Source organism: Oribacterium sp. oral taxon 108 str. F0425 (genome assembly GCF_000214455.1).
In the GTDB taxonomy this organism is placed as follows: domain Bacteria; phylum Bacillota; class Clostridia; order Lachnospirales; family Lachnospiraceae; genus Oribacterium; species Oribacterium asaccharolyticum.
The window spans coordinates 131,470-152,416 of the sequence record NZ_AFIH01000001.1; the positions used below are offsets into that span (position 1 = coordinate 131,470).

Genomic DNA, 20,947 nt, shown 5'->3' on the forward strand with positions numbered 1-20,947 from the left:
GGGAAGGGGTATTTACGAAGTTGCCGGATTGAGAGCTGTATTGTAAGGGATAAGAGGAGAGAAGATGTCGGAGAAGTTGAAAAAAGAAAGAAGCCGTGTCGGTATAGCGTTGGCTTTATTTTTAGGACTCATGATTATAGAGAAAATGAAGTTGATTTCCATTCTGAACGAGCATCCTATTTACTTCCTTCCGCTCTATCTTTTGCCTTATTTTATCAGTGGTTATGATGTGGTACGGGAATGTATTCTGGGGATTAAAAATCGTCGTCCCTTTGATGAAGCCCTGCTGATGACTATTGCGACAGTCGGAGCCTTTTTTGCCGGAGAATTTGCGGAAGCGGTTGCAGTCATGGTTTTTTATCAGGTCGGGGAGCTTTTCCAAAGCTATGCCGTGGGACAAAGCCGTGCCTCCATTAAAGAGCTGATGAACATTGTTCCGGAATACGCCAATGTAGAGAGAGCGGACGGCAGTGTGGAAACCATCGATCCGGACGAGGTGGAAATCGGAGATATTCTTCTCATTAAAGCAGGAGAAAAGGTACCGGTAGACGGGATTGTGCGGAGTGGAGAAAGCATGATTAACACTGCGGCGCTTACCGGGGAGTCCGTACCGCGCTCCGTTTTTCCCGGAGAAAATATTATTTCCGGCTGTATTAACGGTGAAGGTCTTCTTCGAGTAGAAGCCACCAAATGCTTTGAAGATTCCACGGTATCGAAGATTTTGGAACTTGTGGAGGAGGCTTCGGAAAAGAAGTCGAAGACGGAAAACTTTATTACCCGTTTTGCACGGTTTTACACTCCTATTGTGGTATTTTCCGCGTTGGCCCTGGCCATCCTTCCAACGCTCATCCAGTTTTTCGGCGTTACGACAGGGGCTCTTCCCAAAGAAATCTGGCAGGCTCATCCCCCTATTATTTGGTTGTACCGTGCCTGTACCTTCCTCGTTGTTTCTTGCCCCTGCGCTCTGGTCATTTCGGTTCCGCTCTCCTTTTTCGGTGGAATCGGTGCAGCGTCCCGGGAAGGAATTTTGGTAAAGGGTTCTAATTATTTAGAGCTTATTTCCCAACTTTCCGTTTTGGTGACGGATAAGACGGGGACCCTGACTAAAGGGAACTTTGCGGTGGAAAAGTTATGTCCGGCGGAAGGCGTTTCCGAAGAAGAGCTTCTTTTTGCAGCAGCATCAGCAGAAAACGGTTCAACGCATCCTATTGCGAAGTCCATTTTGTTAGCTTATCAGGAGGGGGATTTCGTAAGACGAGAACTTCTTATTCCGAAAGAGACGGAAAACCGGAGCGGTAAGGGACTTATTGCGAAGGTGGAGGACAGTCAGATTTTGGTAGGAAGCGGAAGACTTATGGAGGAGTTCCGGATTTCTTACTCCGAAGAAGAAGCGGAAAGTGCCACCGTCTGTCATGTGGCAAGAGACGGTGCATATCTTGGAAAGATTACGATTGCCGATGAGATAAAAGAAAGTAGCCGGGAAGCTATTTTGAAAATGAAGATGGAGGGTGTCAAGGAAGTCGTGATGCTGACCGGAGACAGCAAACCTGTTGCAGAAGAAGTAGGAAGAGCTCTGGGAGTGGACCGGGTTTACAGTGAACTTCTGCCTGCCGGAAAGGTGGAAAAGGTAGAGGAACTTTTGAAAAGCCTCGAGAAAAATGGAAAACAGGAGGGATATCTGGCGTTTGTGGGAGATGGGATTAACGATGCGCCGGTACTTTCCCGATCCGACGTGGGGATTGCCATGGGAGGCATGGGTTCCGATGCTGCAATTGAGGCGGCGGATATTGTCATTATGGATGATGACCTGGTAAAGATTCCGAGAGTCATTTCCATCGGAAGAAGAACTGTTCGAATTGCGACGGAAAATATCGTCTTCGCTCTCGGTATTAAGATTCTGGTGTTGCTTCTCAGTGCCTTTGGCCTTGCCAATATGTGGGCTGCGGTTTTTGCGGATGTAGGAGTAACCGTAATCTGTATCGTGAATGCTATGCGTTTGTTAAAAAGATAATCGGAAAAGGGTCGGAATTATACTTACGACAAAGATAATTTAGCAAGACTACGCTGAATTTTAAATCATTGGATAGCGAGGTTTCAAAAGAGGAAGTAAGGCGAAGAGATGGAAAAGAAACTGGATTTTTTCTATATTGGAGACTCCTACGGGGGAAACCAGGATTGGTGCTTGGATCATATGATGCAGCTGGGAGGTTGTGCAGCTATCACAGCCTGCGACAGTACTCTTTATTTTGCCTTGCATCATGGGAAAACATCCTTGTATAAAGGGGATTTGGAGAAGCCGGATCAGGATGAATATCTTTACTTTACAGAAGAAATGAAGGAATATCTCCATCCACGCTGGTGCGGCATTGATAAACCGGAGATTTATGTCGAGGGATTTACCCGTTTTTTGGAGGATAAGGGGGAAAAAGTCACAATGACCATTCTTCCCGGTACGGCGGACGAAGGAGAGGCGGAAGAGCGTATCAAGGAGCAGATTGAAAAAGATCTGCCGGTCCCCATTTTGATTTTAAACCATGAAAATCCCGCAATGGAAGATTATGTTTGGCATTGGTTTTTGCTAATCGGATATCGTTATGACGAAGAAAATGCGCTAGCGGAAGAAGGTCGTTTTCAGGTGCAAACACTAACCTACTCCGAAGCAAAGTGGGTGGATTTCCGAAGTCTTTGGAATACGGGAAGAGAGGCGAAAGGAGGCATCATCCTTTACTCGCTATGACAGAAAAGAAAAAATTCGGCCTGCAGAAAGTCCGCAAGCCGAATTTTTTCATTCTTTTTCATTCTTTTACAACATCAATTGGTCGCTTAAACTGATGAATTTCTTCATTTCTTCCGTCATCCATTTGTCCTTGTGATAGAAGAGCTGACGATACATGGTCAAATGAAAATCCTTCACTTCCAGTTGTCTGAGGCTTCCCTCTTCGAGATCTTTCTGCACCGCATAATAGGGTAAGAAAGAAATCGCCTTGTTCTCCTTTATCAATTCTATGATGACGTCCGTATTTCTGGTTTCAAAGAATGGACGAATCGATAAATGCTGCGATGCCAATTCCTGTTCCAATGCGAAACGATAATTGGAATCTCGTTCTGTTAAAAAGAAGGGCAGATTTAAAAGCTCCGGAAGAAGATATTCTTTTTTCTCCGGTAAATCCACATCTTTTGCCGCAACAAAAATTACCGATTCCGGTTCTTCCAGGGTTTTTTCCCAGTTTTGTCCATACACCTTCTGGTCGATATAGTATGCCAAGTCTATCTGGTTGTGATCCAACATGTCATTTAATTCTTTTGGCGTGCCGGATCTGATTTCCAAGGAGATAGAGGGATAGTGGCGATAGAAGTAGGTAATGACCTGCGGTAATTTAAAGTTCAATAAGGACTCCAGAGTACCGATGCGCAATTTGTGATCGCGCACTATGGTAGTGCCTAAAATCGTGTGTACATCATCTACCTTCCTCAATATTTCATTGGCATAAAGAAGGAACTTTTTTCCGGGTGGGGTCAACTCTACGTGTCTGCCAACCCGGTCGAAAAAACGGGTATTAAACTCGAGTTCCAACTGACGAATCTGGATGGTTACTGCAGCCTGGGTATACCCCAAAGCCTCCGCCGCCTTCGAGAAGCTTTGCAACTCAACGATTTTAATAAAAGAATGCAGCTGTCTAATTTCCATGATGTCATACCTCCACGCATTGTCCTTTCATTATATACTTCCATTTTGGCTTTTTGTTAAAATAGAAGTATAAAATTTATTTTCGATTAGTGCAAATTACTTATAAATGCATAGTTTAAGAATTTTTGTATAGTATCCAAATGTATTTTATCACAAATCTTAACAATATAAAAGTAACGCTTTTATGAACTCTTTGCCAATTTTCCTAATTCTTGACCAATACAGACTGCTAAAAAAGATTTTTAAAAGAGGCTTTTCCCTTTTTAGTCTTTGACAGAGAAAATCCAAGAGAGTATGATAGGGAACGGCAAATTTTCAAGAAAGAGAGGGAAAATATTTTCGGCCGATTTAAAAGAAGAAGGGAGACGCGGTGAAAGAGCAAATGAAGACAATGAAGAAGTTCGGTGAAGAGGCTATTTTTGATGCAAGGTCCTTAGGAGGATGGCGATTCTTTGTTTTGGGATTCCAGCACCTCTTTGCTATGTTCGGTGCTACGGTATTGGTGCCCTTACTGACGGGATTATCCATTTCCAGTACTTTACTTTTTGCAGGGCTGGGAACCCTCCTGTTTCACTTTATTTCGAAAAAGAAGGTACCGGCATTTTTAGGCTCCTCGTTCGCGTTTTTGGCAGGCTATATGAGCATTGCTCCAAACAAGGAACCGGAACTCCTTTTATATGCGTGTTTCGGTGTTGCCCTGGCAGGCCTTATGTACCTCGTTCTGGCCTTTGCCTTCCGTATTTTTGGCGCAGGAAAGGTTATGCGCTTTTTCCCTCCGGTAGTGACAGGACCGATTATCATAGCTATCGGCTTAAATCTTTCTAAATCTGCAGTGGAAAACTGCTCGAGTAACTGGGGCTTGGCTTTGACCGCCATTGTTGTTGTCATCTTCTGTAATATTTTCGGAAAAGGGATGGTGAAAATCATTCCGATTCTCCTGGGAGTTGTTGTATCCTATCTCTTTGCTGCGGTTCTCGGATACATTAATTTTGAACCGGTGGCGTCGGCATCCTGGTTCGGTTTTCCGGTACAGTATGAGCGGACGGTATTTTCCTTATTTACAAGCGGAAATCTGGATCCTGCATTACTTTTCAGTAGTTGCTTAACCATTATCCCCATCTCCTTTGCGACGATGATGGAGCATATCGGAGATATCTCTGCGATTTCCTCAACAGTCGGAATCAACTACATGAAGGATCCGGGGCTGCACCGTACTCTTACCGGAGACGGTTTGGCAACCACTATGGCCTCCCTTTTCGGTGCACCTGCCAATACAACTTATGGTGAAAATACCGGTGTTTTAAGCCTGACCAAGGTTTATGATCCCAGAGTTATTCGTTTGGCTGCCGTTTTCGCTGTCTTTTTAAGCTTCTGCCCGAAATTCTCCGCAGTGATAGAGGTTATGCCGAGTGCGATTATCGGTGGAATTTCTCTGGTGCTTTACGGTATGATTTCCGCAGTCGGTGTAAGAAATGTGGTAGAGACCAAGGTGGATTTTTCTAAGAGTAGAAACATTATTGTTGCGGCAATGATTTTGGTACTTTCGATAGGAATCAATTATTCCAGCGCAGGAGCTTTGGTATTCCACGTATTCGGTGTGCAGATTGCCTTCTCCGGTCTGGCAACCGGTTCTTTAGTGGGAATTCTCCTGAATGCGATTCTTCCGGATAAGGATTACAAGTTTGAAGAAGATGAGCCGAACGATACCGGTGTGGATTTACAAATTTCACAAGGAAAGAGTTTACTTTGGGAGCTTGCAGAAAAGGCAAGAGAAGAAGAGGAAAAAAAGCAGTAAGGTATCCTATCGCACGTAGCGAACCTTACTCATATGGAATAAAAGGGAGTCCCCTACATAGGCTTTCATGCCTATGTAGGGGACTTTTTGTAACTTTTTCCGATTTTTCTTTTTATTTTTTCCGAAGGAGCAGTTCCCCCATCTCTCGTCCGACCTTGCCGCCTGATGTAAGCGCATCGGAGAGGCTCTTCCCTTCAATTATCTTCACCCTATCTTCGGGAATACCGGCGTCGTGCAAGGAAAAAGCCTTGCTGTTTGAAAAAGCAAGAATCAGATAGTTACAGCAGTAGAGTTCTTCCTTTTGACTCATTGTATTTTTCACAGAGAGCGTAAAGAAAGGACGGAAGCCCTTTTCGCCGTCCGCTGTTTCATTCTGAATAAGTGGTGCAGGCGAGACCTGCGACCTCTCGTTTAGGGAAACGGAGATCAGTTCCCTATGAAAGGCCGACTTTACTTCATATATTTCCATGAGTCTTAGGAACTGTGTTAGAAGCGATTTTCCCGAAAAAGATTTTCCGGAAAGAGAAAGAGGCTCCGAGTCCGTTAAGAGGGAGCCGCCCGCCTCGGCATTTTTCTCCAGTAGGAGGGTATTCGTTATCCCGAGGTCTGCCATAGCGGAAATGGCGGCGAGCCCGGAGGCTCCACCGCCAACAACGATACAATCATATTTTTCAAGCTGTTCGTATTCTTGCATGCTATGCATTTCCTTTAGTTGTTTGCGTCACCCATCATGAACTCGACAACTTTCTTCATGTCTTCCGGCTCATGCACAATCAGTTCCAATTCTTTGATATAGGCCTTATCGAGCATTTGAGACATCATCAGCATCTGAGACAGCTTGGACTTCAAATTGATGCGATCTCCCTCCGGAGAAACCAGCTCTACTCTCCCCTTTAAGCCGTTTAAGAGAGAAAATAAACCTTCTACGTTATTGACATTTTCAATTTTCATGGTATTGATATTCCCTTTCTTCAAAAATTATGGCAGAATGAAATAAATTTTGCCACTGAACAAGAACACTACTCTTATCTATAGAAGCGTTCGAATTGCTTCAACAATAGTACAAAGGTGCGGAAAAAGCAAGATAAGTTTATATAGATGACGGCAAGAGAAAAGGCAGCGAAAAAAGGAAAGGAAGTGGATAAGGAAATGGATATGGAAATGGACAAAGAAGAGTTGGAAGAGCTGGAAGCTTTGCTAAGAAAGAAAAAAGAGAAGGAGTCGGAAGAGGAATGGAAGAAACCGTCTCTTCAGGAGAGTTTTCCGAAGCTTGTGCTCGCGAGCGGATCTCCGAGAAGAATAGAGCTCTTGAAGCTATTGGGCTTTAGTCCTACGGTTTATCCGAGCGGTGCGGACGAGAGCAGCACGGAGAAAGATCCGGCTCTTCTCACACAGCGCCTGGCCTTTTTGAAAGCGGAGGAAGTGCAGAGACATTTTGACGGTGAAACTTTGCTTATCGCTGCGGACACCGTGGTTTTTGACGGGGAAAAAATCCTCGGAAAACCGAAGACGGAGGAAGACGCCTATGCTATGCTTTCCGGCCTGTCGGGGAAGGTAAATTGGGTCTATACAGGGGTTTGCATTTTATACGGAGAGAAAAAAATGGGATTTTGCGAAAAAACGACGGTGTATCTTTCCAAGATGTCCGATCGGGAAATACGGGAGTATATTGCTTCGGGAGACCCTATGGACAAAGCCGGCGCATATGGTGTGCAAGGCCCGTTCGCCCGCTTTGTAAAGGGGATAGAGGGAGATTTTTGTAATGCAATAGGCTTGCCGATTGCCAGACTTTATCAAGCTTTGAAAAGATTCAGGGAGGAACTGTAAGGATTCGGATTTTATGCAGGAGTAGAAAGTAGAGAAGAACCGCGACGATGCGGATTTTATATTGAAGTAAAGACTTAGAGAAAAACCGCAATCATTCGGATTTTCATAGGAGAAGAAATGGACGAGAAAAAGAAAAGAAGTAAATTTTCATCAAAACTGGGCTTTGTGCTTTCTGCAGCGGGTTCTGCCGTCGGACTTGGAAACATCTGGCGTTTTCCTTACCTTGCGGCGCGTTACGGCGGAGGGATTTTTCTTCTGATTTATCTTATTTTGGTACTCACTTTCGGCTACACCATGATTATAGCGGAGAGTGCAATCGGAAGAATGACCAGAAAAAGTCCGGTTGGTGCTTACGCGCACTTTGGGAAGGACTGGATGTTTCGCTTCGGCGGCTGGATTAATGCGATTATTCCGATTCTGATTGTCCCCTACTATTCCGTTATCGGCGGCTGGGTTTTGAAGTATCTTTTTGCTTATTTGCAAGGAGAAGAGACTGCCGTTGCAACAAGTGAATACTTTGGCGGTTTTATCGGGAATGGGGTGCAGGCGGAATTTTGGTTTATCCTTTTTACCTTTATGGTGATGCTGATTATCTTTATGGGAGTGGAAAACGGAATCGAAAAGGTTTCCACTTTCATGATGCCCGTCCTGGTTTTACTTGCCGTTGTTTTGTCCATTTACGCTGTTACAAGACCCGGGGCTTTTTCCGGTGTGAAGTACTTTCTCATTCCGAATGTAAAGAATTTTTCCTGGATGACCGTGGTGGCAGCCATGGGACAGATGTTTTATTCCCTTTCCATTGCAATGGGCATTCTGGTAACTTTCGGCTCCTATATGAAATCCGATCATTCCATCGAAGAATCTACAGGAAATGTGGAAATTTTTGATACGGCAATAGCGATTCTTGCCGGTCTTATGATTATCCCTGCTGTATTTGCCTTTTCCGGCGGAGACCCGAAGGTCTTAAAAGCGGGACCGTCTCTCATGTTTATTACCATGCCGAAAATCTTTGCCAGCATGGGATTTGGAAGGATTGTAGGATTTCTTTTCTTCATCTTGGTTTTCTTTGCGGCGCTCACTTCCGCCATTGCCTTGGCGGAAAGTGCGGTTTCCACCTTCCAGGATGAGTTAAAATGGAGCAGAAAGCGCGCAACTCTGGTCTTGGCTATCATCATGGTTTCGCTTGGTACTTTAAGCGCATTAGGCTATGGTCCGCTTTCCGGAATTACGCTGATTAAGGGCATGCAGTTTCTGGATTTCTTTGACTTCTTAACCAATTCCGTAATGATGCCGATTGCCGCAATGGCAACCTGCCTCTTGGTTGTTCGTGTTATTACCGTAAAGGGGATAGCGGAAGAAGTGGAAAAAAATGGAGCCCCCTTTAAGAGGAAAGCCGTTTTTAACTTTATGATTAAGTACCTTTGCCCTTTCTTTGTCGCAATTATCTTGTTCAGTTCCGTGGCAAGTGTGCTGGGATGGATTAAGTTTTAAAAGAAAAAGACAAATTTTTAAATTCAAGCAATGAGTCGAGAGAAAATTGGCAAAGATAAGGAGGAAAGAACATGGAATTGGGCTTGAAAGGAAAAGTAGCAGTAATAACCGGAGGCAGTAAAGGAATCGGATATGCTACGGCTAAGGAGTTTTTGAAAGAGGGCGCAAGTGTAGCAATTTGCGCGAGGAATCAAAAGGAGATAGAGGAAGCGGCGGAAACGCTCGGAAAGTTTGGCCCGGTTTACGCGGAAACAGTGGATGTTTCCAAAGGAGACGAAATTTACGGCTTTGCACAGCATGTTTTTGAACACTTCGGAAGACTAGATGTCTGGGTAAATAATGTAGGTACGACAGGCTATAAGAAGGCGGATGAGTATGACGAGGAGGAAATCAATCTTATGGTGGATACCTGTTTTAAGTCTGTAGTCTATGGTTGTCAGGCTGCGTTCCGCTACATGAAAAACACCGGTGGAGCCATTGTGAATGTCAGCTCCCTTGCAGCGCGTTGTTCCTCTGCAGGACGAAGCACCTTATATGGCCCGTTAAAGTCTGCAATTAACAATTTGACAAATACCTTTGCCGGAGAATATTGTGCGAATCATATTCGCGTGTGTTGTATTATGCCCGGCTTTACGGCAACTCCCTTGGCAAAGGCGGCTATTTCGGAAGAGGAGTTACAGAAAAATGCCATGGGAACCCTGCTTAGACGGATGGCTGAACCGGAAGAAATTGCAAAGCCGATAGTATTTTTAGCATCCGATGCCGCAAGTTATATGACCGCAACTACCATAGAGGTGTCAGGCGGCAGGAGCATGACATTGAATCCAAGCTTTGCCTATGAACGTTTGAAAGAGGACGCAGAATAAGCGAGATACTACACATTTCGTCAGCTTACTTGTTTAAGAAGCAAGAGGTAGATAGAAAAGGACTGCAGAAATATCATTTTTGCAGTCCTTTTTTTAGCAGTATCAGTACGAATTGATTGTCTCAATCTCCGGCATATTATTCCACTTCCCCCGTGATATACATGGTCATTCTGGCCGTACAAAGGAGCTTCTCTTCCTTGTCTCGAACGGTGACATCCTGCACAACGGTTGTTCTTCCCTTGTGCAGGGAGTTGCACTCAATATAAAGCGTGCCGACGCCTGCCGGGCGGACATAATTGATATTTCCGGAGAGGGTGACATTGGTCACGCCGTAGGCGTAGGCAGTCATGCCGGAAACCATATCACAGAGCGTGTAAAGCGCGCCTCCATGCACTGCCCCATAGTGGTTCAGCATCTTTTCCGTGATTTCTATTTTGAAAAGACTGTGACCCGGCTCGATTTCTAAAAGCTCTATTCGGTCGAATCCGGAGAGGTCCTGCATGTGCGCACGAATTCCTTCCATTATTTTCTCATTCATCATTTTGGACATCATTTTCCCTTATCCTTTGCCCTTCCCTTTTCCCCTTATAAATGCTATATTGTCGGAGGATAATATAGCGTATTTTTATGAGGAAATATAGAGGTAAAACATGATTGCTGCAAGTAATGTAACCTACAGAGTGGGGAAAAAGGCCCTCTTTGAGGATGTAAACATCAAATTCACGGAAGGAAACTGCTACGGGGTAATCGGCGCGAACGGTGCCGGAAAGTCTACCCTCTTAAAGATTCTTTCCGGTGCTCTGGAGCCCACCTCCGGAGAGATTATCCTGACTCCCGGACAGCGCTTGTCCGTTCTCGAGCAGGATCAGTTTAAATATGATAATTATTCCGTTTTGGACACGGTAATCATGGGCAATAAGCGCCTCTATGAAGTGATGAAGGAAAAGGATGCCCTCTATGCGAAGCCGGATTTTTCCGATGAAGACGGCATTCGTGCAGCAGAGCTGGAAGGCGAGTTTGCGCAGATGGACGGGTGGAATGCGGAAGCGGATGCGGAGACCATGCTAAACGGTCTGGGAATCGAAACGGAGCTGCACCATAAGATGATGAATGAGCTGAAAGGATCCGAGAAGGTGAAGGTGCTTCTTGCGAAGGCCCTTTTCGGAAATCCGGATATCCTTCTTCTCGACGAGCCGACAAACCACTTGGATTTGGTTTCCATTGAGTGGCTCGAGGACTTCCTGATTAACTTTGAAAATACCGTCATCGTAGTCAGCCATGACCGTTATTTCCTGAATAAGGTTTGCACCAATATTGCCGATATTGACTACGGAAAAATCACCCTCTTTGCCGGAAACTACGACTTCTGGTTTGAGTCTTCTCAGCTGATTGTCCGTCAGCAGAAGGAAGCCAACCGAAAGAAGGAAGAGAAGATCAAGGAATTGCAGGAATTTATCCAGCGTTTCTCTGCGAATGCCTCCAAGTCAAAGCAGGCGACTTCCAGAAAGCGTGCCTTGGAGAAGATTGAGCTCGATGACATTAAGCCGTCTTCCAGACAGTACCCCTATATCCAGTTTAAGCCAAACCGGGAAATTGGAAATGATGTTCTGGAAGTCAATAACCTGACAAAGACCATTAACGGCGTAAAGGTTTTGGACAATATCAGCTTTATCTTAAATCGTACCGATAAAGTGGCTCTTGTAGGCCCGAACGAGCTTGCAAAGACAGTACTGATGCAGATTCTTGCAGGGGAAATGGAGCCGGATTCCGGAGACTATAAGTGGGGCTTAACCACCAGCCAGTCCTATTTCCCGAAGGACAATACCAAGGAATTTGATTCCGAGGACACCATTGTAGAGTGGCTTACCCAGTACTCCCCGGACAAGGATACCCAGTTCGTAAGAGGATATTTGGGAAGAATGCTCTTTAAGGGAGATGACGGTGTAAAGAAGGTCAACGTCCTTTCCGGAGGAGAGAAGGTTCGCTGTATGCTTTCCAAGATGATGATTTCCGGATCCAATGTCCTGATTTTGGACGAGCCTACCGACCACTTGGATATGGAAGCGATTTCTGCTTTAAACGACGGCTTAAAGAACTTCCCGGGAGTCATCATCTTTGCTTCCCGTGACCATCAGGTTGTGGAAACCACCGCAAATCGTATCATGGAAATCATTGACGGAAAGCTGATTGATAAGCTTACGACCTATGATGAATACCTGGCATCCGATGAGGATATCAAGAAGAGATTTACCTATACCGTATCCGAGGATGATGCAGGAGATAACTAAGGAAAAAACAAAGATAGAGATGAAGGAAGCTTTAGAAAAAAAGAATACAAATCGTGAACTGGAGTTTACAATCTTCTGTATTGAAAGCCTGGCGGAGGCTCTGCATCAAGATGGTGCAACAGTGTATCAAGCGCTTAGCAGAGAAAAAAATCTTATCCAAAACTACATTATTCCCGAATATGAAGTGCTCCATACACAGGGAAAGGATTATATTGTAGAAGAACTTTTGAGGGTGATGAAGGACTGGGGGATTTCACTATGATTCTTTATCATGGTTCTTATATTGCTATCTCAAAACCTGATTTTCTGCACTCCAGACCTTATGTGGATTTTGGAAAAGGGTTTTATACAACGCCGTTCAGAGAGCAGCTATGATCTCGTCCTGGGGGGGATTGCAAACGATAAGGTATTTAATACAGTAGAACTTTATTTGGACCATTTAATTGATGAGGAAGAGGCAATAAAGAGGCTCCGCTTTGAAAAGCCTAATTTACAGTATTGTTTTCGAACAGAAAAGGCGCTTTCAGCTCTGCATTTTGATAGGAGTGAAGAGGTATGACGGCTCATCCTATTTTATTACAAAAAAAGTACGCCCGCATTATAGCAGGCTTTGCAGAGAAAGAAAAAATGTCTTTAGAAAATGCCTTGGATTTTTTTATAAATCTGAGCTGTATCAACTTATAAGCCAAGGCATTTCCGATATGCATTGTCGAAGTGATTTATATCTGATTGATGAGTTAGTAGAAGAATATAAAATTAGTAAAAAGAGCGAACAGGCGAATTAAGCCTATTGCTCTTCTTTCCAATGTAATCGGTGCAGCGCCCCTTCCTTTTTCAGGCTCTTAAAATCCTGTTGACGTAAGGCTTCATAGAGGATAATGGCCACGGAGTTTGAGAGATTTAAGGAACGGGCTTCCTCGAGCATGGGAATGCGGATACACTGCTCTTCATTTTCTACCAGAATTTCCTCCGGAATACCGGCGGATTCCTTTCCGAACATAATGTAGTCATTTTCGGAAAAGGAGACTTCGGTATAGGTTCTTTTTGCCTTAGTAGTCGCGTACCAGATTTTTGGGGTGGAAATGGAATTTTGCTCCTCCGCAATATCTTTCAGGAAATCCTCGTAGCTTAAATGTTCCTTAAGCTGCAAATGCTCCCAATAGTCCATGCCGGCTTTTTTGATGTTTTTGCTGTTCAAAATAAAGCCGTAGGGCTTAATCAGGTGGAGCCTTGTGTTCGTAGCCACGCAGGTGCGCCCAATGGCTCCGGTATTAAAGGGGATTTCCGGTTCGTGCAGTACAATGTTCATATTCTTTATCCATTCTTTGCTTCTTTTCGTTTGGCCAGCTTCTCTCTGGCTTTTTTTGCGATTTCTTCTATAGACAGATGTCCGATGGCCTGGTATTTTACGGTGTCATATTCGTTTCCGCTCTGCTTCGCCTTTATCGAGTCGCTTCTGCACCAGTAGGGGCAGTGTGCACGAGAGTCGGTATCTTGCAGTCTTGTGAGATCATCCTCATCAAAGTTGGCCATACAGCCCGCTTCATCTTCGTCCTCATCATAGGCATAATTTCTACAATCGTTGCAGTCCTCAAAATCATTCATTTTTACTTCCCCTTTCCGTCTGCTGTCTTCTCTTTCTTTCGTTCCGCGGGGCTTCTCCAGGTTTCGGGGTCTCCCTTTACCGAGGGGCAGAGGTCATTTAAATAACAAAGCTCGCACTTCGGCTTCTGAGAAGTGCAAAGAGTACGACCCAGAGCAATGATATGCGTATTCCAGCGAATCCAGAATTCCTCCGGAAGCACTTCCATGAGCTGAAATTCCGTCTTTGTCGGATCGGAAGAATCGGCAAGACCGAGACGATTGGAAATGCGTTTCACATGAGTGTCCACAACGATAGAGGGAATATGGAAAATATTTCCTAAAATAAGGTTTCCCGTCTTCCTTCCGACACCGGGGAGGGCCGTAAGAGAATCGATATCTTTCGGAACCTCTCCTCCGTACTCTTCCACTAAGGCAGCGGCGCAGGCCTTGATGTTTTTTGCTTTGTTATGGTAAAAGCCTGTGGAATGAATGTCTTCTTCCAGTTCCTTTAAATCACAGGAAGCGAAGTCCTCCAGACTTTTATATTTCTGAAAGAGTTTTTCCGTGACCATATTGACTCTGGCATCGGTACACTGCGCCGATAAAATGGTGGCGAAGAGCAGCTGCCAGGCATTTTTCGCCTGCAAAAAAATCATGGGGTGATCGCCGTAGTGTGCATCGAGCCTTTCCATAATCTCCCGAACGCGGGCTTCTCTTTTCTTTTTACTTTCTTTTGCAATAAACATAGGGTGTGATTCCTCGAAGGTATACTATTTAGCAATAAATAATCCTTGCTCTTTCCGACTGTTTAACAGGAAAAATTTAACGCCGGAGCATTTCCCTTTACAAATCCAGAGAAATATTCCTTCCGGTGGCCTGATATTGATAATAGCGCACACCTGCAGCGTCCAGCATTCTCTTGGAGGCCCGAACAGACGGGGTATCGGCATATTTATCTTCTCTATATACAAGGGTTTTGATTCCGGACTGGATAATGGCCTTTGCACATTCATTACAGGGGAAAAGATTCACATAAATTTTTGCACCGTCCAAAGATCCGCCGCGGTAATTTAAAATAGCGTTCAGCTCCGCGTGGGTAACATAAACGTATTTTGCATTATAGGGATCGTGCTCCGCCCGGATTTTCGTCCAAGGGAAAATATCATCGGAACAGCCTTTCGGAAAACCGTTGTATCCCATGGAAAGAATCTTGTTATCTGCGGAAACAATGCAGGCACCAACCTGGGTGGAAGGATCTTTGGAACGAAGAGCGGACAGCTCCGCTATCCCCATAAAATATTCATCCCAAGAAATATAGTCGGATCTTTTTTCACTTTCACTCATCCCGATTCCTCACTTTCTTCTCTTTTTTATTTTTAGGATAATGCGTATCGGTCAAAAAGGAATTGTTCATGATTCTACCATTTTTAGACTTCGTTTTACAGACTAAACGGGGAATATATTTTTTATTCTTCTCTTGCATTTTAAATAAATCGTTGTATTCTATAGTTGTAGTTCTTCAGGGCGGGGTGTGATTCCCCACTGGCGGTAAAGTCCGCGACCTGCATTTGCAGCTGAATCGGTGCGATTCCGATACCAACAGTATAGTCTGGATGAAAGAGGAGCGAGTTAGACGGATGTTTCAGCCCTGCACTTTTGGTGTAGGGCTTTTTTGTTCATAACGAGTATCGTGCATAAAGCGTGCAATATCTTGTTCATAACGAGTATCGTGCACAAAGTGTGCGATATCTCGTTTAAGAGGGATACGCGGCCTTCCGACAAAAAACGTTCAGTCAATCGCTTTCTACGAATGAAGAGGTTTGTTTTTTAGAAAGTAGAGGATGAAAATGAGTAAGATTGGCAAGACGGAACTTAGCGGAACAATGAGCGGAGGAAGCATGAACAGAGAAAGAATCGGCAATTTAGCGATTACAGGAATCTTGGGGGCGATAGCCTATATTTTAATGTGGCTGGAATTTCCCATTCCTATCATGCCTCCTTTTATTAAGTTTGATTTTTCGGATTTTCCGGCACTGCTTGCCGCATTTTCCATGGGGCCGATTGCAGGCATTATGGTGGAACTGATTAAAAATGTTTTGCACTCCTTCAGCTCCGGATCCTTCGGTGTGGGAGAATTGTCCAATTTTATTTTGGGAGCAAGTTTTACCGCAGTTGCAGGCTTCGTTTATCAGAAAAATAAAACCAAGAAAGCCGCTGTGCTCGGTGCAGTTCTCGGGGCTTTAGTGATGGCTTTAGTGTCTTATCCTTCCAACTTATTTGTAGTATATCCTTTTTACTATAATTTCATGCCGAAGGAGACGGTTCTTTCCCTTTATCAAGTCATTCTTCCCTCGGTGCAGAGCATGGAGCAGGCATTGCTTATCTTCAATTTACCGTTTACCTTTGTGAAGGGCCTAATTGATGTTCTCCTTTGCCTTCTCTTATACAAGGGTCTCTCTCCCGTCTTGCATCAGTTTAGAAGATAGTATTCCGATTTTTAAGCAAATATGTCGGAATAATTTATAAGATTTCCTTGGTAAAATCTTATTTGCGGGGTAGAATAGAAAAAGTACGAATTTTTAGGCAAATACAGATTTTACGGATGGGAAAGGGAAGATGACAGAAAAAGAGTTCATGGAAGAAGACTATCGGAAGAGGATGGAAGAACATCACCGAAAGATGGAAATAAGAAGAGAAAAAAGAAGGCAACAAAGGAATTTCCATATTTTTCTCGGTATTTTGATACCCGCTCTTCTTATTCTTACCTTCGTGGGACTTCGTTTTGCCCTGCCTTATATGGAAGAGCATAATCTTCTATCTTTCGGAAAGAAAACGGGACCGTCCTGGGAGAAAGAAGTAGAACCCCTTTCCTCCGGGAGCGATATTACGATTAATCAAGGCCCGGAAGAAAGTACAGAGGAACCGTTATCGGAAAAGGAAGAAGCCTTACAGGCAGCGGAGCTGTGTGCAAAGCAGTATGATTACGATAAGGCAATAGAAACCTTGCAGGCCTTGGATAGTACTGGGGACAGTTCCATTTCGGATAAAATAGCGGAGTATGAGGCGGAAAAAGAGAAGCTTGTACCGGCGGATATGGACCAAATCACTCATATTTTCTTCCACATCCTGATTACCGATACGGATCGGGCCTTAAAGGACACCCGCCAGGGAAGGCAGTATAATTCTGTCATGACCACTATTCCGGAGTTTAAAGAAATCATTAAAGAAATGTATGAGCGCGGCTATGTGATGGTGCACATGCACGACATAGCGGAGATGCAGGAGCAAGCTGACGGAACCAAGAAAATGGTGAAGAAGCAGATTCTGCTTCCGGAGGGAAAGAAGCCCTTTGTGATGTCGGAAGACGATGTAAATTACTATATCTATATGCAGGGCTCCGGCTTTGCAGACAAAATGGTTCTGGACGAGGACGGAAAGCCCAAGCTGCAGTATACGGATAAGGATGGAAATGTTTCCGTAGGAGATTATGATATTGTGCCGATTTTGGATGAATTTGTGGAAGAACATCCGGATTTTGCATATCACGGGCACAAAGCGATTCTTGCCTTTACCGGGTATAACGGGGTGCTCGGTTACCGTACGGATGAGACCTTTGATCCGAATTCCTCCGCACTGGATCCGAAGAACAAGGCCAATCCGAATATTGAAGAAGACAAAGCAACCGTTAAGAAAATCACACAGGTGTTGAAAGATGACGGCTATGAATTTGCTTCTCATTCCTGGGGGCACATTAACTTTACGAATCGCAGTTTGGAAGATATCAAACGAGATACGGACCGTTGGAAAAGAAATGTAGAGCCGCTTTTGCCGGATTCCTGTGACATTTTATTGTATCCGTTCGGCGCGGATATCGGAGATTGGCATCCGTATAAAAAAGGGGGAGAGAATGGAAAATACGACCTTCTGGAGGAGGCCGGTTTCCGCTACTTCTGCAATGTGGATTCTACTCAGATTTGGATGCAATACGGAGACCAATTCTTAAGACAGGGAAGAAGAAATATTGATGGCTATCGCTTATATGAATCATATAGCGGAAAAGCGGATCGAGTATCCGATTTATTTGATGTGAAGAAGGTTTTTGACACGAGGAGACCGACCCCGATTTCCTGGGAAGATTAATACTCTTCAGTGTAAAGAGATGTTACTTAGAGAAGAAAATGGAGAAATAGGGAGGCAATGGGAATGATTTATTTGGACAATGCGGCAACAACCGCCTTATCCGAGAAGGCAGGAAAAGCCATGGAGCCCTACTTTTCGGATCTTTACGGAAATCCTTCTTCCAGTTATCGTTTCGGACAAGAAGCGAAGAGAGCAATAGAGGCCGGCCGACAAGCCCTGGCCTCTTTTCTTCATGTCTCTCCGCGAGAAATCTATTTTACCGGAGGGGGGACGGAAAGCGACAACTGGGCGCTCTTATCCCTATTGGGATGGGGAGAGAAAAGTCCTAAGCATTTGCTTACCAGCACAATCGAACATCCTGCAATCCTTCGGACTGCCTCTTTCTTGGAAAGTCTGGGGGTGAACGTCAGCCGGATTCCGGTAGATGCCAAAGGTTTTCTTAATTTGGAAGCTTTGGAGAACGCATTGAAGCAGTCTGAGAACACAACTTGTCTTGTCTCCGTCATGGCTGCCAATAACGAAATCGGTACTTTGCAGAATCTGCAGGAAATCGGCTCTCTTGCCCATCGGTATAGCGCTCTTTTCCATACCGATGCAGTGCAGGCCTTCGGGCAGATTCCGATTGCTGTTGAAGAAATGGGGATTGATTTGCTTTCCGCAAGCAGTCATAAAATTCACGGTCCGAAGGGAGTCGGCCTTCTTTATATCCGAAAAGACCTAAAGCTTCCCGCTTTATTGCATGGTGGCGCACAGGAGAGGGGACTTCGTGCCGGAACGGAAAATGTTCCCGGAATAGTCGGTTTCGCCGCGGCGGCAAGGGAAGCCTTTTCCACAATGGAGGAAAGAGGAAGAAAGAAACTTGCCTTACGGAATTTATTTTTCAAAAGACTTCTGGAAGAAGTCCCCGGGGTAGAAATCAGCGGGGTGAATCCTCTGGAAAAAAGAGAAGCGGATTTTCCGGCAGAAAATACATATTCTTCCCTTCTACAGGAGCGTCTCCCCGGAAATGTTCATGTCTGCATTCCCGGGATAGAGGGACAAAGCCTTTTGATGCTCCTTGACCAAAAGGGAATTTGTGCAAGCAGCGGTTCAGCCTGTGCCAGCGGTTCTTTAGATCCGAGTCATGTACTCCTGGCTATCGGAAAAAGTCATGAAGTGGCATTCTCCGGCCTTCGTTTGAGCCTGGAAGAAAGCCTCACCGAGGAAGAACTGGAGTATACGGTGGAGGCAATCAAAGAAGCGGTGGAAAAATCCCGTTAAAAAGTGAAAGGAAGATTTCTCGTAAAACCGTCATCGTTATAAAGTGTGTAATCTTTCGGATCGGCATCATAGCAAAGGAATTTCAGGCTTGCATAGTCCAGTTCCGCAGTGGTTTTTGCCGGCTTGATGAGGGGAAGAACATGCCCTTTTCGGAGGAAAAGAATCGTCTCGAAAAGTCTGCATTCTACATAGTGCGTCCCGGCAGGCAATATTTCTTCCGTGTAATCATTCCATGCTTTGAAACGAATCATTTTCATACTTTCCGGAAGATATACGGCTCTTCCGTTATGGTTCTGCTCTACTACGGGAGCGAGCATAATGCTTTCTCCAACTGCAACCTGGTCTTCCACTTCATAGGCTCTGGAGTCTTTTGACCATATAAAGGAAAGAGGACGGAAATACATTTCATTCTTTACTGCGGCCTTCATGAATTCACTGTAGATATAGGGAATCAGGGCGTAGCGCAGTTCAATGATTTTCCGGAAGGACTCCAAGTTTTGGAACTGATACAGCTCCTGCAGTCTTGTTCCAGCACAGGCATGGTTCCGGTAAAGAGGGGTAAGGATAGCCAAACTCAACCATCTTGCCATCAGGTCTTCCGTACAGTCTGCGCCAAAGCCGCCTATGTCCGATCCGGAATAGAGAAATCCGCACATATTTAAAGCAGGCATCTGTTGCAGAGAGAGAAGAAGATGGGACCACCAGGATTTGTTGTCTCCGGTCCATACTCCGCCGTAGCGGTGCATGCCGATGTAGCTGGAACGGGAGAAGAGCAGAATGCGCTTATTGGGCTCCATTTTCCGTAGCGCCTCTCCTGCAGCTTTTGTCATATAAAACCCGAAAAGGTTATGCACCTTATCGTGTCTTATGGTTTGCCCTTCATGCTCATGATAGAAACGTCTGTAATCGGCAGGGTTGTTTCCCAGAGTGGAGACCAGATTTGTGAATGCAAAATAGGATTGAATATCCAGGTTTTCATTTTTGTACTTTTCTATTTCTTCAAAGACTTCCTTTAAACGATCTTCCGTGTAGAAAATTGCGGGTTCGTTCATATCATTCCAGAAGCCGTCAATTCCCTGCTCTAAGAGAAATTGATATTTGTGCCCGAACCAGTTTTGGACTTCGGGTTTAAAAAAGTCGGGAAAATGAACTCGTCCCGGCCACACAGCGGCAACCAGTCGTTCTCCATTTTCTTTTTTTACAAAATAATCCTTTTCACAACCCTCTTCATAGGTTTCGTAGCCTTCTTCCATTTTTACACCGGCATCAATGATGGGCACCAGATGGACATGGCTTTTCCGCATTTCTTCCACAAAGTCGGAAAAATGGGGGAAGCTTTCGGTATTTACGGTAAAATCCTTATAGCGCTCCATATAATCAATATCAAGGTAGATGGAATCGAGAGGAACAGAGGCATCTTGATAGCGCGTAAAAACCGCGCGAATGTCTTCTTCGCTTTTGTAACCCCATCGACTCTGCCCGAAACCGAAGGCCCATTTAGGAGGAATATAGCTTTGCCCTGTAATAGCTCTGAACTGTCGGACAATTTCATCGGCAGAATCTGCAGTGAAGCGATAAATATCCGCATTTCCGGATTCGGAACAAATGATGAGTCGGTTGAGCTCCGTGTAGCCGATATCAAAACGAACGGTTCCCGGATCATCTATGAAAATCCCTTCCACTTCTTCCTCTTCGGGCGAAGCCAGGAGGATAAAGTTCTGTGAAGCGTAAAGGGAACGTTTATCCTCGTCATGATTAGGGTCATCCGTATTATTACTGATGTAAATCCATCCCCTTTTGTTCATCCCCCGAACTGTTTCACCCAAGCCGAATACCCGCATAGACTCCGACAGCGTTTTACTTAAACTGCCGTTTGACGGAGAAATATCCCACCCCGGGAAATCCTTTACGGGAGTTATGTCCATCGTAGGCTTATCCAGCACTGCTCCGGTATGAATCGGATGACCGAATCTGTAATGTTGAATCATATCTTTCCTCTCCTGTTTTT

The 20,947-nt window shown here is 44.7% G+C and carries 22 protein-coding genes, 1 pseudogene and 1 riboswitch; of the genes and pseudogenes, 14 read left to right on the top strand and 9 right to left on the bottom strand.

Annotation, left to right across the window (positions count from 1 at the left end):
• The first annotated feature begins 64 nt into the window (after window positions 1-64).
• Together HMPREF9124_RS00640 and HMPREF9124_RS00645 are read left to right on the top strand one after the other, a co-directional pair.
• Entirely contained in the window at window positions 65-2,011 is a 1,947-nt protein-coding gene (locus tag HMPREF9124_RS00640; protein ID WP_009428824.1) for a heavy metal translocating P-type ATPase, read from the top strand.
• 108 nt (window positions 2,012-2,119) lie between these two features.
• Complete coding sequence (locus HMPREF9124_RS00645; RefSeq protein WP_009429365.1) at window positions 2,120-2,737, top strand: hypothetical protein; 618 nt, start codon at window positions 2,120-2,122, stop codon at window positions 2,735-2,737.
• Window positions 2,738-2,803: 66 nt separating this feature from the next.
• Here the strand turns inward: HMPREF9124_RS00645 and HMPREF9124_RS00650 are convergent, their stop codons facing one another.
• Entirely contained in the window at window positions 2,804-3,688 is an 885-nt protein-coding gene (locus HMPREF9124_RS00650) for a LysR family transcriptional regulator (RefSeq protein WP_009427803.1), read from the bottom strand.
• Between the two features lie 382 nt (window positions 3,689-4,070).
• On the opposite strand from HMPREF9124_RS00650, the gene HMPREF9124_RS00655 reads away from it, so the two are divergent.
• Entirely contained in the window at window positions 4,071-5,483 is a 1,413-nt protein-coding gene (locus tag HMPREF9124_RS00655; RefSeq protein WP_175282436.1) for a uracil-xanthine permease family protein, read from the top strand.
• Window positions 5,484-5,595: 112 nt separating this feature from the next.
• Here the strand turns inward: HMPREF9124_RS00655 and HMPREF9124_RS00660 are convergent, their stop codons facing one another.
• Window positions 5,596-6,177 (bottom strand): NAD(P)-binding protein, encoded by a 582-nt coding sequence (locus tag HMPREF9124_RS00660; RefSeq protein WP_009429745.1) that lies wholly within the window; start codon window positions 6,175-6,177, stop codon window positions 5,596-5,598.
• Window positions 6,178-6,191: 14 nt separating this feature from the next.
• Window positions 6,192-6,434 carry a hypothetical protein gene (locus HMPREF9124_RS00665; RefSeq protein ID WP_009428166.1) on the bottom strand — a complete coding sequence of 81 codons (243 nt, stop codon included), beginning with the start codon at window positions 6,432-6,434 and terminating at the stop codon, window positions 6,192-6,194.
• 147 nt (window positions 6,435-6,581) lie between these two features.
• Here HMPREF9124_RS00665 and HMPREF9124_RS00670 point away from each other — a divergent pair, with 147 nt between their 5' ends.
• The 3 genes from HMPREF9124_RS00670 (at window position 6,582) to HMPREF9124_RS00680 (ending at window position 9,667) form a co-directional block, all read left to right on the top strand.
• The gene (locus tag HMPREF9124_RS00670; RefSeq protein ID WP_009428723.1) at window positions 6,582-7,310 is read left to right on the top strand and encodes a Maf family protein; all 729 of its coding nucleotides are present in this window, start codon (window positions 6,582-6,584) and stop codon (window positions 7,308-7,310) included.
• 117 nt (window positions 7,311-7,427) lie between these two features.
• Complete coding sequence (locus HMPREF9124_RS00675; protein ID WP_009428971.1) at window positions 7,428-8,801, top strand: sodium-dependent transporter; 1,374 nt, start codon at window positions 7,428-7,430, stop codon at window positions 8,799-8,801.
• Between the two features lie 71 nt (window positions 8,802-8,872).
• On the top strand, window positions 8,873-9,667 hold the full coding sequence (locus HMPREF9124_RS00680) for an SDR family NAD(P)-dependent oxidoreductase (RefSeq protein WP_009428916.1): 795 nt from the start codon (window positions 8,873-8,875) through the stop codon (window positions 9,665-9,667).
• 136 nt (window positions 9,668-9,803) lie between these two features.
• Here HMPREF9124_RS00680 and HMPREF9124_RS00685 read toward each other — a convergent pair whose 3' ends face one another.
• Window positions 9,804-10,220 (bottom strand): PaaI family thioesterase, encoded by a 417-nt coding sequence (locus HMPREF9124_RS00685; RefSeq protein ID WP_009537763.1) that lies wholly within the window; start codon window positions 10,218-10,220, stop codon window positions 9,804-9,806.
• 97 nt (window positions 10,221-10,317) lie between these two features.
• On the opposite strand from HMPREF9124_RS00685, the gene HMPREF9124_RS00690 reads away from it, so the two are divergent.
• The 5 genes and pseudogenes from HMPREF9124_RS00690 to HMPREF9124_RS12790 all read left to right on the top strand — a co-directional run bounded on the left by HMPREF9124_RS00690 (window position 10,318) and on the right by HMPREF9124_RS12790 (window position 12,740).
• A complete protein-coding gene (locus tag HMPREF9124_RS00690) occupies window positions 10,318-11,955 on the top strand; it encodes an ABC-F family ATP-binding cassette domain-containing protein (RefSeq protein ID WP_009429692.1) in 1,638 nt (545 codons plus the stop codon).
• Between the two features lie 19 nt (window positions 11,956-11,974).
• Window positions 11,975-12,217: a DUF3791 domain-containing protein gene (locus HMPREF9124_RS00695; protein ID WP_009427717.1), complete on the top strand. Its 243-nt coding sequence runs from the start codon at window positions 11,975-11,977 to the stop codon at window positions 12,215-12,217.
• Entirely contained in the window at window positions 12,214-12,330 is a 117-nt protein-coding gene (locus HMPREF9124_RS12785) for a DUF3990 domain-containing protein (RefSeq protein ID WP_009428346.1), read from the top strand. The genes HMPREF9124_RS00695 and HMPREF9124_RS12785 overlap by 4 nt, the downstream gene beginning before the upstream one ends.
• The gene (locus tag HMPREF9124_RS00700; RefSeq protein ID WP_330367674.1) at window positions 12,287-12,514 is read left to right on the top strand and encodes a DUF3990 domain-containing protein; all 228 of its coding nucleotides are present in this window, start codon (window positions 12,287-12,289) and stop codon (window positions 12,512-12,514) included. Before HMPREF9124_RS12785 ends, HMPREF9124_RS00700 begins: the two co-directional genes overlap by 44 nt.
• Window positions 12,511-12,740 (top strand): annotated as a pseudogene (locus tag HMPREF9124_RS12790) (DUF3791 domain-containing protein). The gene HMPREF9124_RS00700 and the pseudogene HMPREF9124_RS12790 overlap by 4 nt, the downstream one beginning before the upstream one ends.
• A gap of 2 nt (window positions 12,741-12,742) precedes the next feature.
• On the opposite strand, the gene HMPREF9124_RS00710 reads toward HMPREF9124_RS12790, so the two are convergent.
• The 4 genes from HMPREF9124_RS00710 to HMPREF9124_RS00725 all read right to left on the bottom strand — a co-directional run bounded on the left by HMPREF9124_RS00710 (window position 12,743) and on the right by HMPREF9124_RS00725 (window position 14,883).
• A complete protein-coding gene (locus HMPREF9124_RS00710; protein ID WP_009428110.1) occupies window positions 12,743-13,264 on the bottom strand; it encodes a tRNA (cytidine(34)-2'-O)-methyltransferase in 522 nt (173 codons plus the stop codon).
• A 5-nt stretch (window positions 13,265-13,269) separates the two neighbouring features.
• Window positions 13,270-13,560 (bottom strand): DUF6472 family protein, encoded by a 291-nt coding sequence (locus HMPREF9124_RS00715; protein ID WP_009428266.1) that lies wholly within the window; start codon window positions 13,558-13,560, stop codon window positions 13,270-13,272.
• 2 nt (window positions 13,561-13,562) lie between these two features.
• On the bottom strand, window positions 13,563-14,285 hold the full coding sequence (nth, locus tag HMPREF9124_RS00720) for an endonuclease III (RefSeq protein WP_009429161.1): 723 nt from the start codon (window positions 14,283-14,285) through the stop codon (window positions 13,563-13,565).
• 97 nt (window positions 14,286-14,382) lie between these two features.
• The gene (locus HMPREF9124_RS00725) at window positions 14,383-14,883 is read right to left on the bottom strand and encodes a deoxycytidylate deaminase (RefSeq protein ID WP_009429910.1); all 501 of its coding nucleotides are present in this window, start codon (window positions 14,881-14,883) and stop codon (window positions 14,383-14,385) included.
• 167 nt (window positions 14,884-15,050) lie between these two features.
• Window positions 15,051-15,168, top strand: a riboswitch (FMN riboswitch).
• Window positions 15,169-15,386: 218 nt separating this feature from the next.
• Between HMPREF9124_RS00725 and HMPREF9124_RS00730 the strand changes: the two genes are divergently transcribed.
• The 3 genes from HMPREF9124_RS00730 to HMPREF9124_RS00740 all read left to right on the top strand — a co-directional run bounded on the left by HMPREF9124_RS00730 (window position 15,387) and on the right by HMPREF9124_RS00740 (window position 18,939).
• The gene (locus HMPREF9124_RS00730; RefSeq protein WP_009428742.1) at window positions 15,387-16,025 is read left to right on the top strand and encodes an ECF transporter S component; all 639 of its coding nucleotides are present in this window, start codon (window positions 15,387-15,389) and stop codon (window positions 16,023-16,025) included.
• A gap of 130 nt (window positions 16,026-16,155) precedes the next feature.
• Window positions 16,156-17,679 (top strand): polysaccharide deacetylase family protein, encoded by a 1,524-nt coding sequence (locus HMPREF9124_RS00735; RefSeq protein ID WP_009429541.1) that lies wholly within the window; start codon window positions 16,156-16,158, stop codon window positions 17,677-17,679.
• A 63-nt stretch (window positions 17,680-17,742) separates the two neighbouring features.
• Window positions 17,743-18,939, top strand: coding sequence for a cysteine desulfurase family protein (locus HMPREF9124_RS00740; RefSeq protein WP_009429162.1), 1,197 nt, complete (start codon window positions 17,743-17,745; stop codon window positions 18,937-18,939).
• On the opposite strand, the gene HMPREF9124_RS00745 is transcribed toward HMPREF9124_RS00740, so the two are convergent.
• Entirely contained in the window at window positions 18,936-20,927 is a 1,992-nt protein-coding gene (locus tag HMPREF9124_RS00745) for a glycoside hydrolase family 31 protein (RefSeq protein WP_009427698.1), read from the bottom strand. The two genes, HMPREF9124_RS00740 and HMPREF9124_RS00745, sit on opposite strands and share 4 nt — an antisense overlap.
• Between the last annotated feature and the right edge of the window lie 20 nt (window positions 20,928-20,947).

Coding starts and splice junctions, on each gene's coding strand:
- HMPREF9124_RS00640 (WP_009428824.1), top strand. CDS start 65: ATGTCGGAGAAGTTGAAAAAAGAAAGAAGCCGTGTCGGTATAGCGTTG.
- HMPREF9124_RS00645 (WP_009429365.1), top strand. CDS start 2,120: ATGGAAAAGAAACTGGATTTTTTCTATATTGGAGACTCCTACGGGGGA.
- HMPREF9124_RS00650 (WP_009427803.1), bottom strand. CDS start 3,688: ATGGAAATTAGACAGCTGCATTCTTTTATTAAAATCGTTGAGTTGCAA.
- HMPREF9124_RS00655 (WP_175282436.1), top strand. CDS start 4,071: ATGAAGACAATGAAGAAGTTCGGTGAAGAGGCTATTTTTGATGCAAGG.
- HMPREF9124_RS00660 (WP_009429745.1), bottom strand. CDS start 6,177: ATGCAAGAATACGAACAGCTTGAAAAATATGATTGTATCGTTGTTGGC.
- HMPREF9124_RS00665 (WP_009428166.1), bottom strand. CDS start 6,434: ATGAAAATTGAAAATGTCAATAACGTAGAAGGTTTATTTTCTCTCTTA.
- HMPREF9124_RS00670 (WP_009428723.1), top strand. CDS start 6,582: ATGACGGCAAGAGAAAAGGCAGCGAAAAAAGGAAAGGAAGTGGATAAG.
- HMPREF9124_RS00675 (WP_009428971.1), top strand. CDS start 7,428: ATGGACGAGAAAAAGAAAAGAAGTAAATTTTCATCAAAACTGGGCTTT.
- HMPREF9124_RS00680 (WP_009428916.1), top strand. CDS start 8,873: ATGGAATTGGGCTTGAAAGGAAAAGTAGCAGTAATAACCGGAGGCAGT.
- HMPREF9124_RS00685 (WP_009537763.1), bottom strand. CDS start 10,220: ATGATGTCCAAAATGATGAATGAGAAAATAATGGAAGGAATTCGTGCG.
- HMPREF9124_RS00690 (WP_009429692.1), top strand. CDS start 10,318: ATGATTGCTGCAAGTAATGTAACCTACAGAGTGGGGAAAAAGGCCCTC.
- HMPREF9124_RS00695 (WP_009427717.1), top strand. CDS start 11,975: ATGAAGGAAGCTTTAGAAAAAAAGAATACAAATCGTGAACTGGAGTTT.
- HMPREF9124_RS12785 (WP_009428346.1), top strand. CDS start 12,214: ATGATTCTTTATCATGGTTCTTATATTGCTATCTCAAAACCTGATTTT.
- HMPREF9124_RS00710 (WP_009428110.1), bottom strand. CDS start 13,264: ATGAACATTGTACTGCACGAACCGGAAATCCCCTTTAATACCGGAGCC.
- HMPREF9124_RS00715 (WP_009428266.1), bottom strand. CDS start 13,560: ATGAATGATTTTGAGGACTGCAACGATTGTAGAAATTATGCCTATGAT.
- nth (WP_009429161.1), bottom strand. CDS start 14,285: ATGTTTATTGCAAAAGAAAGTAAAAAGAAAAGAGAAGCCCGCGTTCGG.
- HMPREF9124_RS00725 (WP_009429910.1), bottom strand. CDS start 14,883: ATGAGTGAAAGTGAAAAAAGATCCGACTATATTTCTTGGGATGAATAT.
- HMPREF9124_RS00730 (WP_009428742.1), top strand. CDS start 15,387: ATGAGTAAGATTGGCAAGACGGAACTTAGCGGAACAATGAGCGGAGGA.
- HMPREF9124_RS00735 (WP_009429541.1), top strand. CDS start 16,156: ATGACAGAAAAAGAGTTCATGGAAGAAGACTATCGGAAGAGGATGGAA.
- HMPREF9124_RS00740 (WP_009429162.1), top strand. CDS start 17,743: ATGATTTATTTGGACAATGCGGCAACAACCGCCTTATCCGAGAAGGCA.
- HMPREF9124_RS00745 (WP_009427698.1), bottom strand. CDS start 20,927: ATGATTCAACATTACAGATTCGGTCATCCGATTCATACCGGAGCAGTG.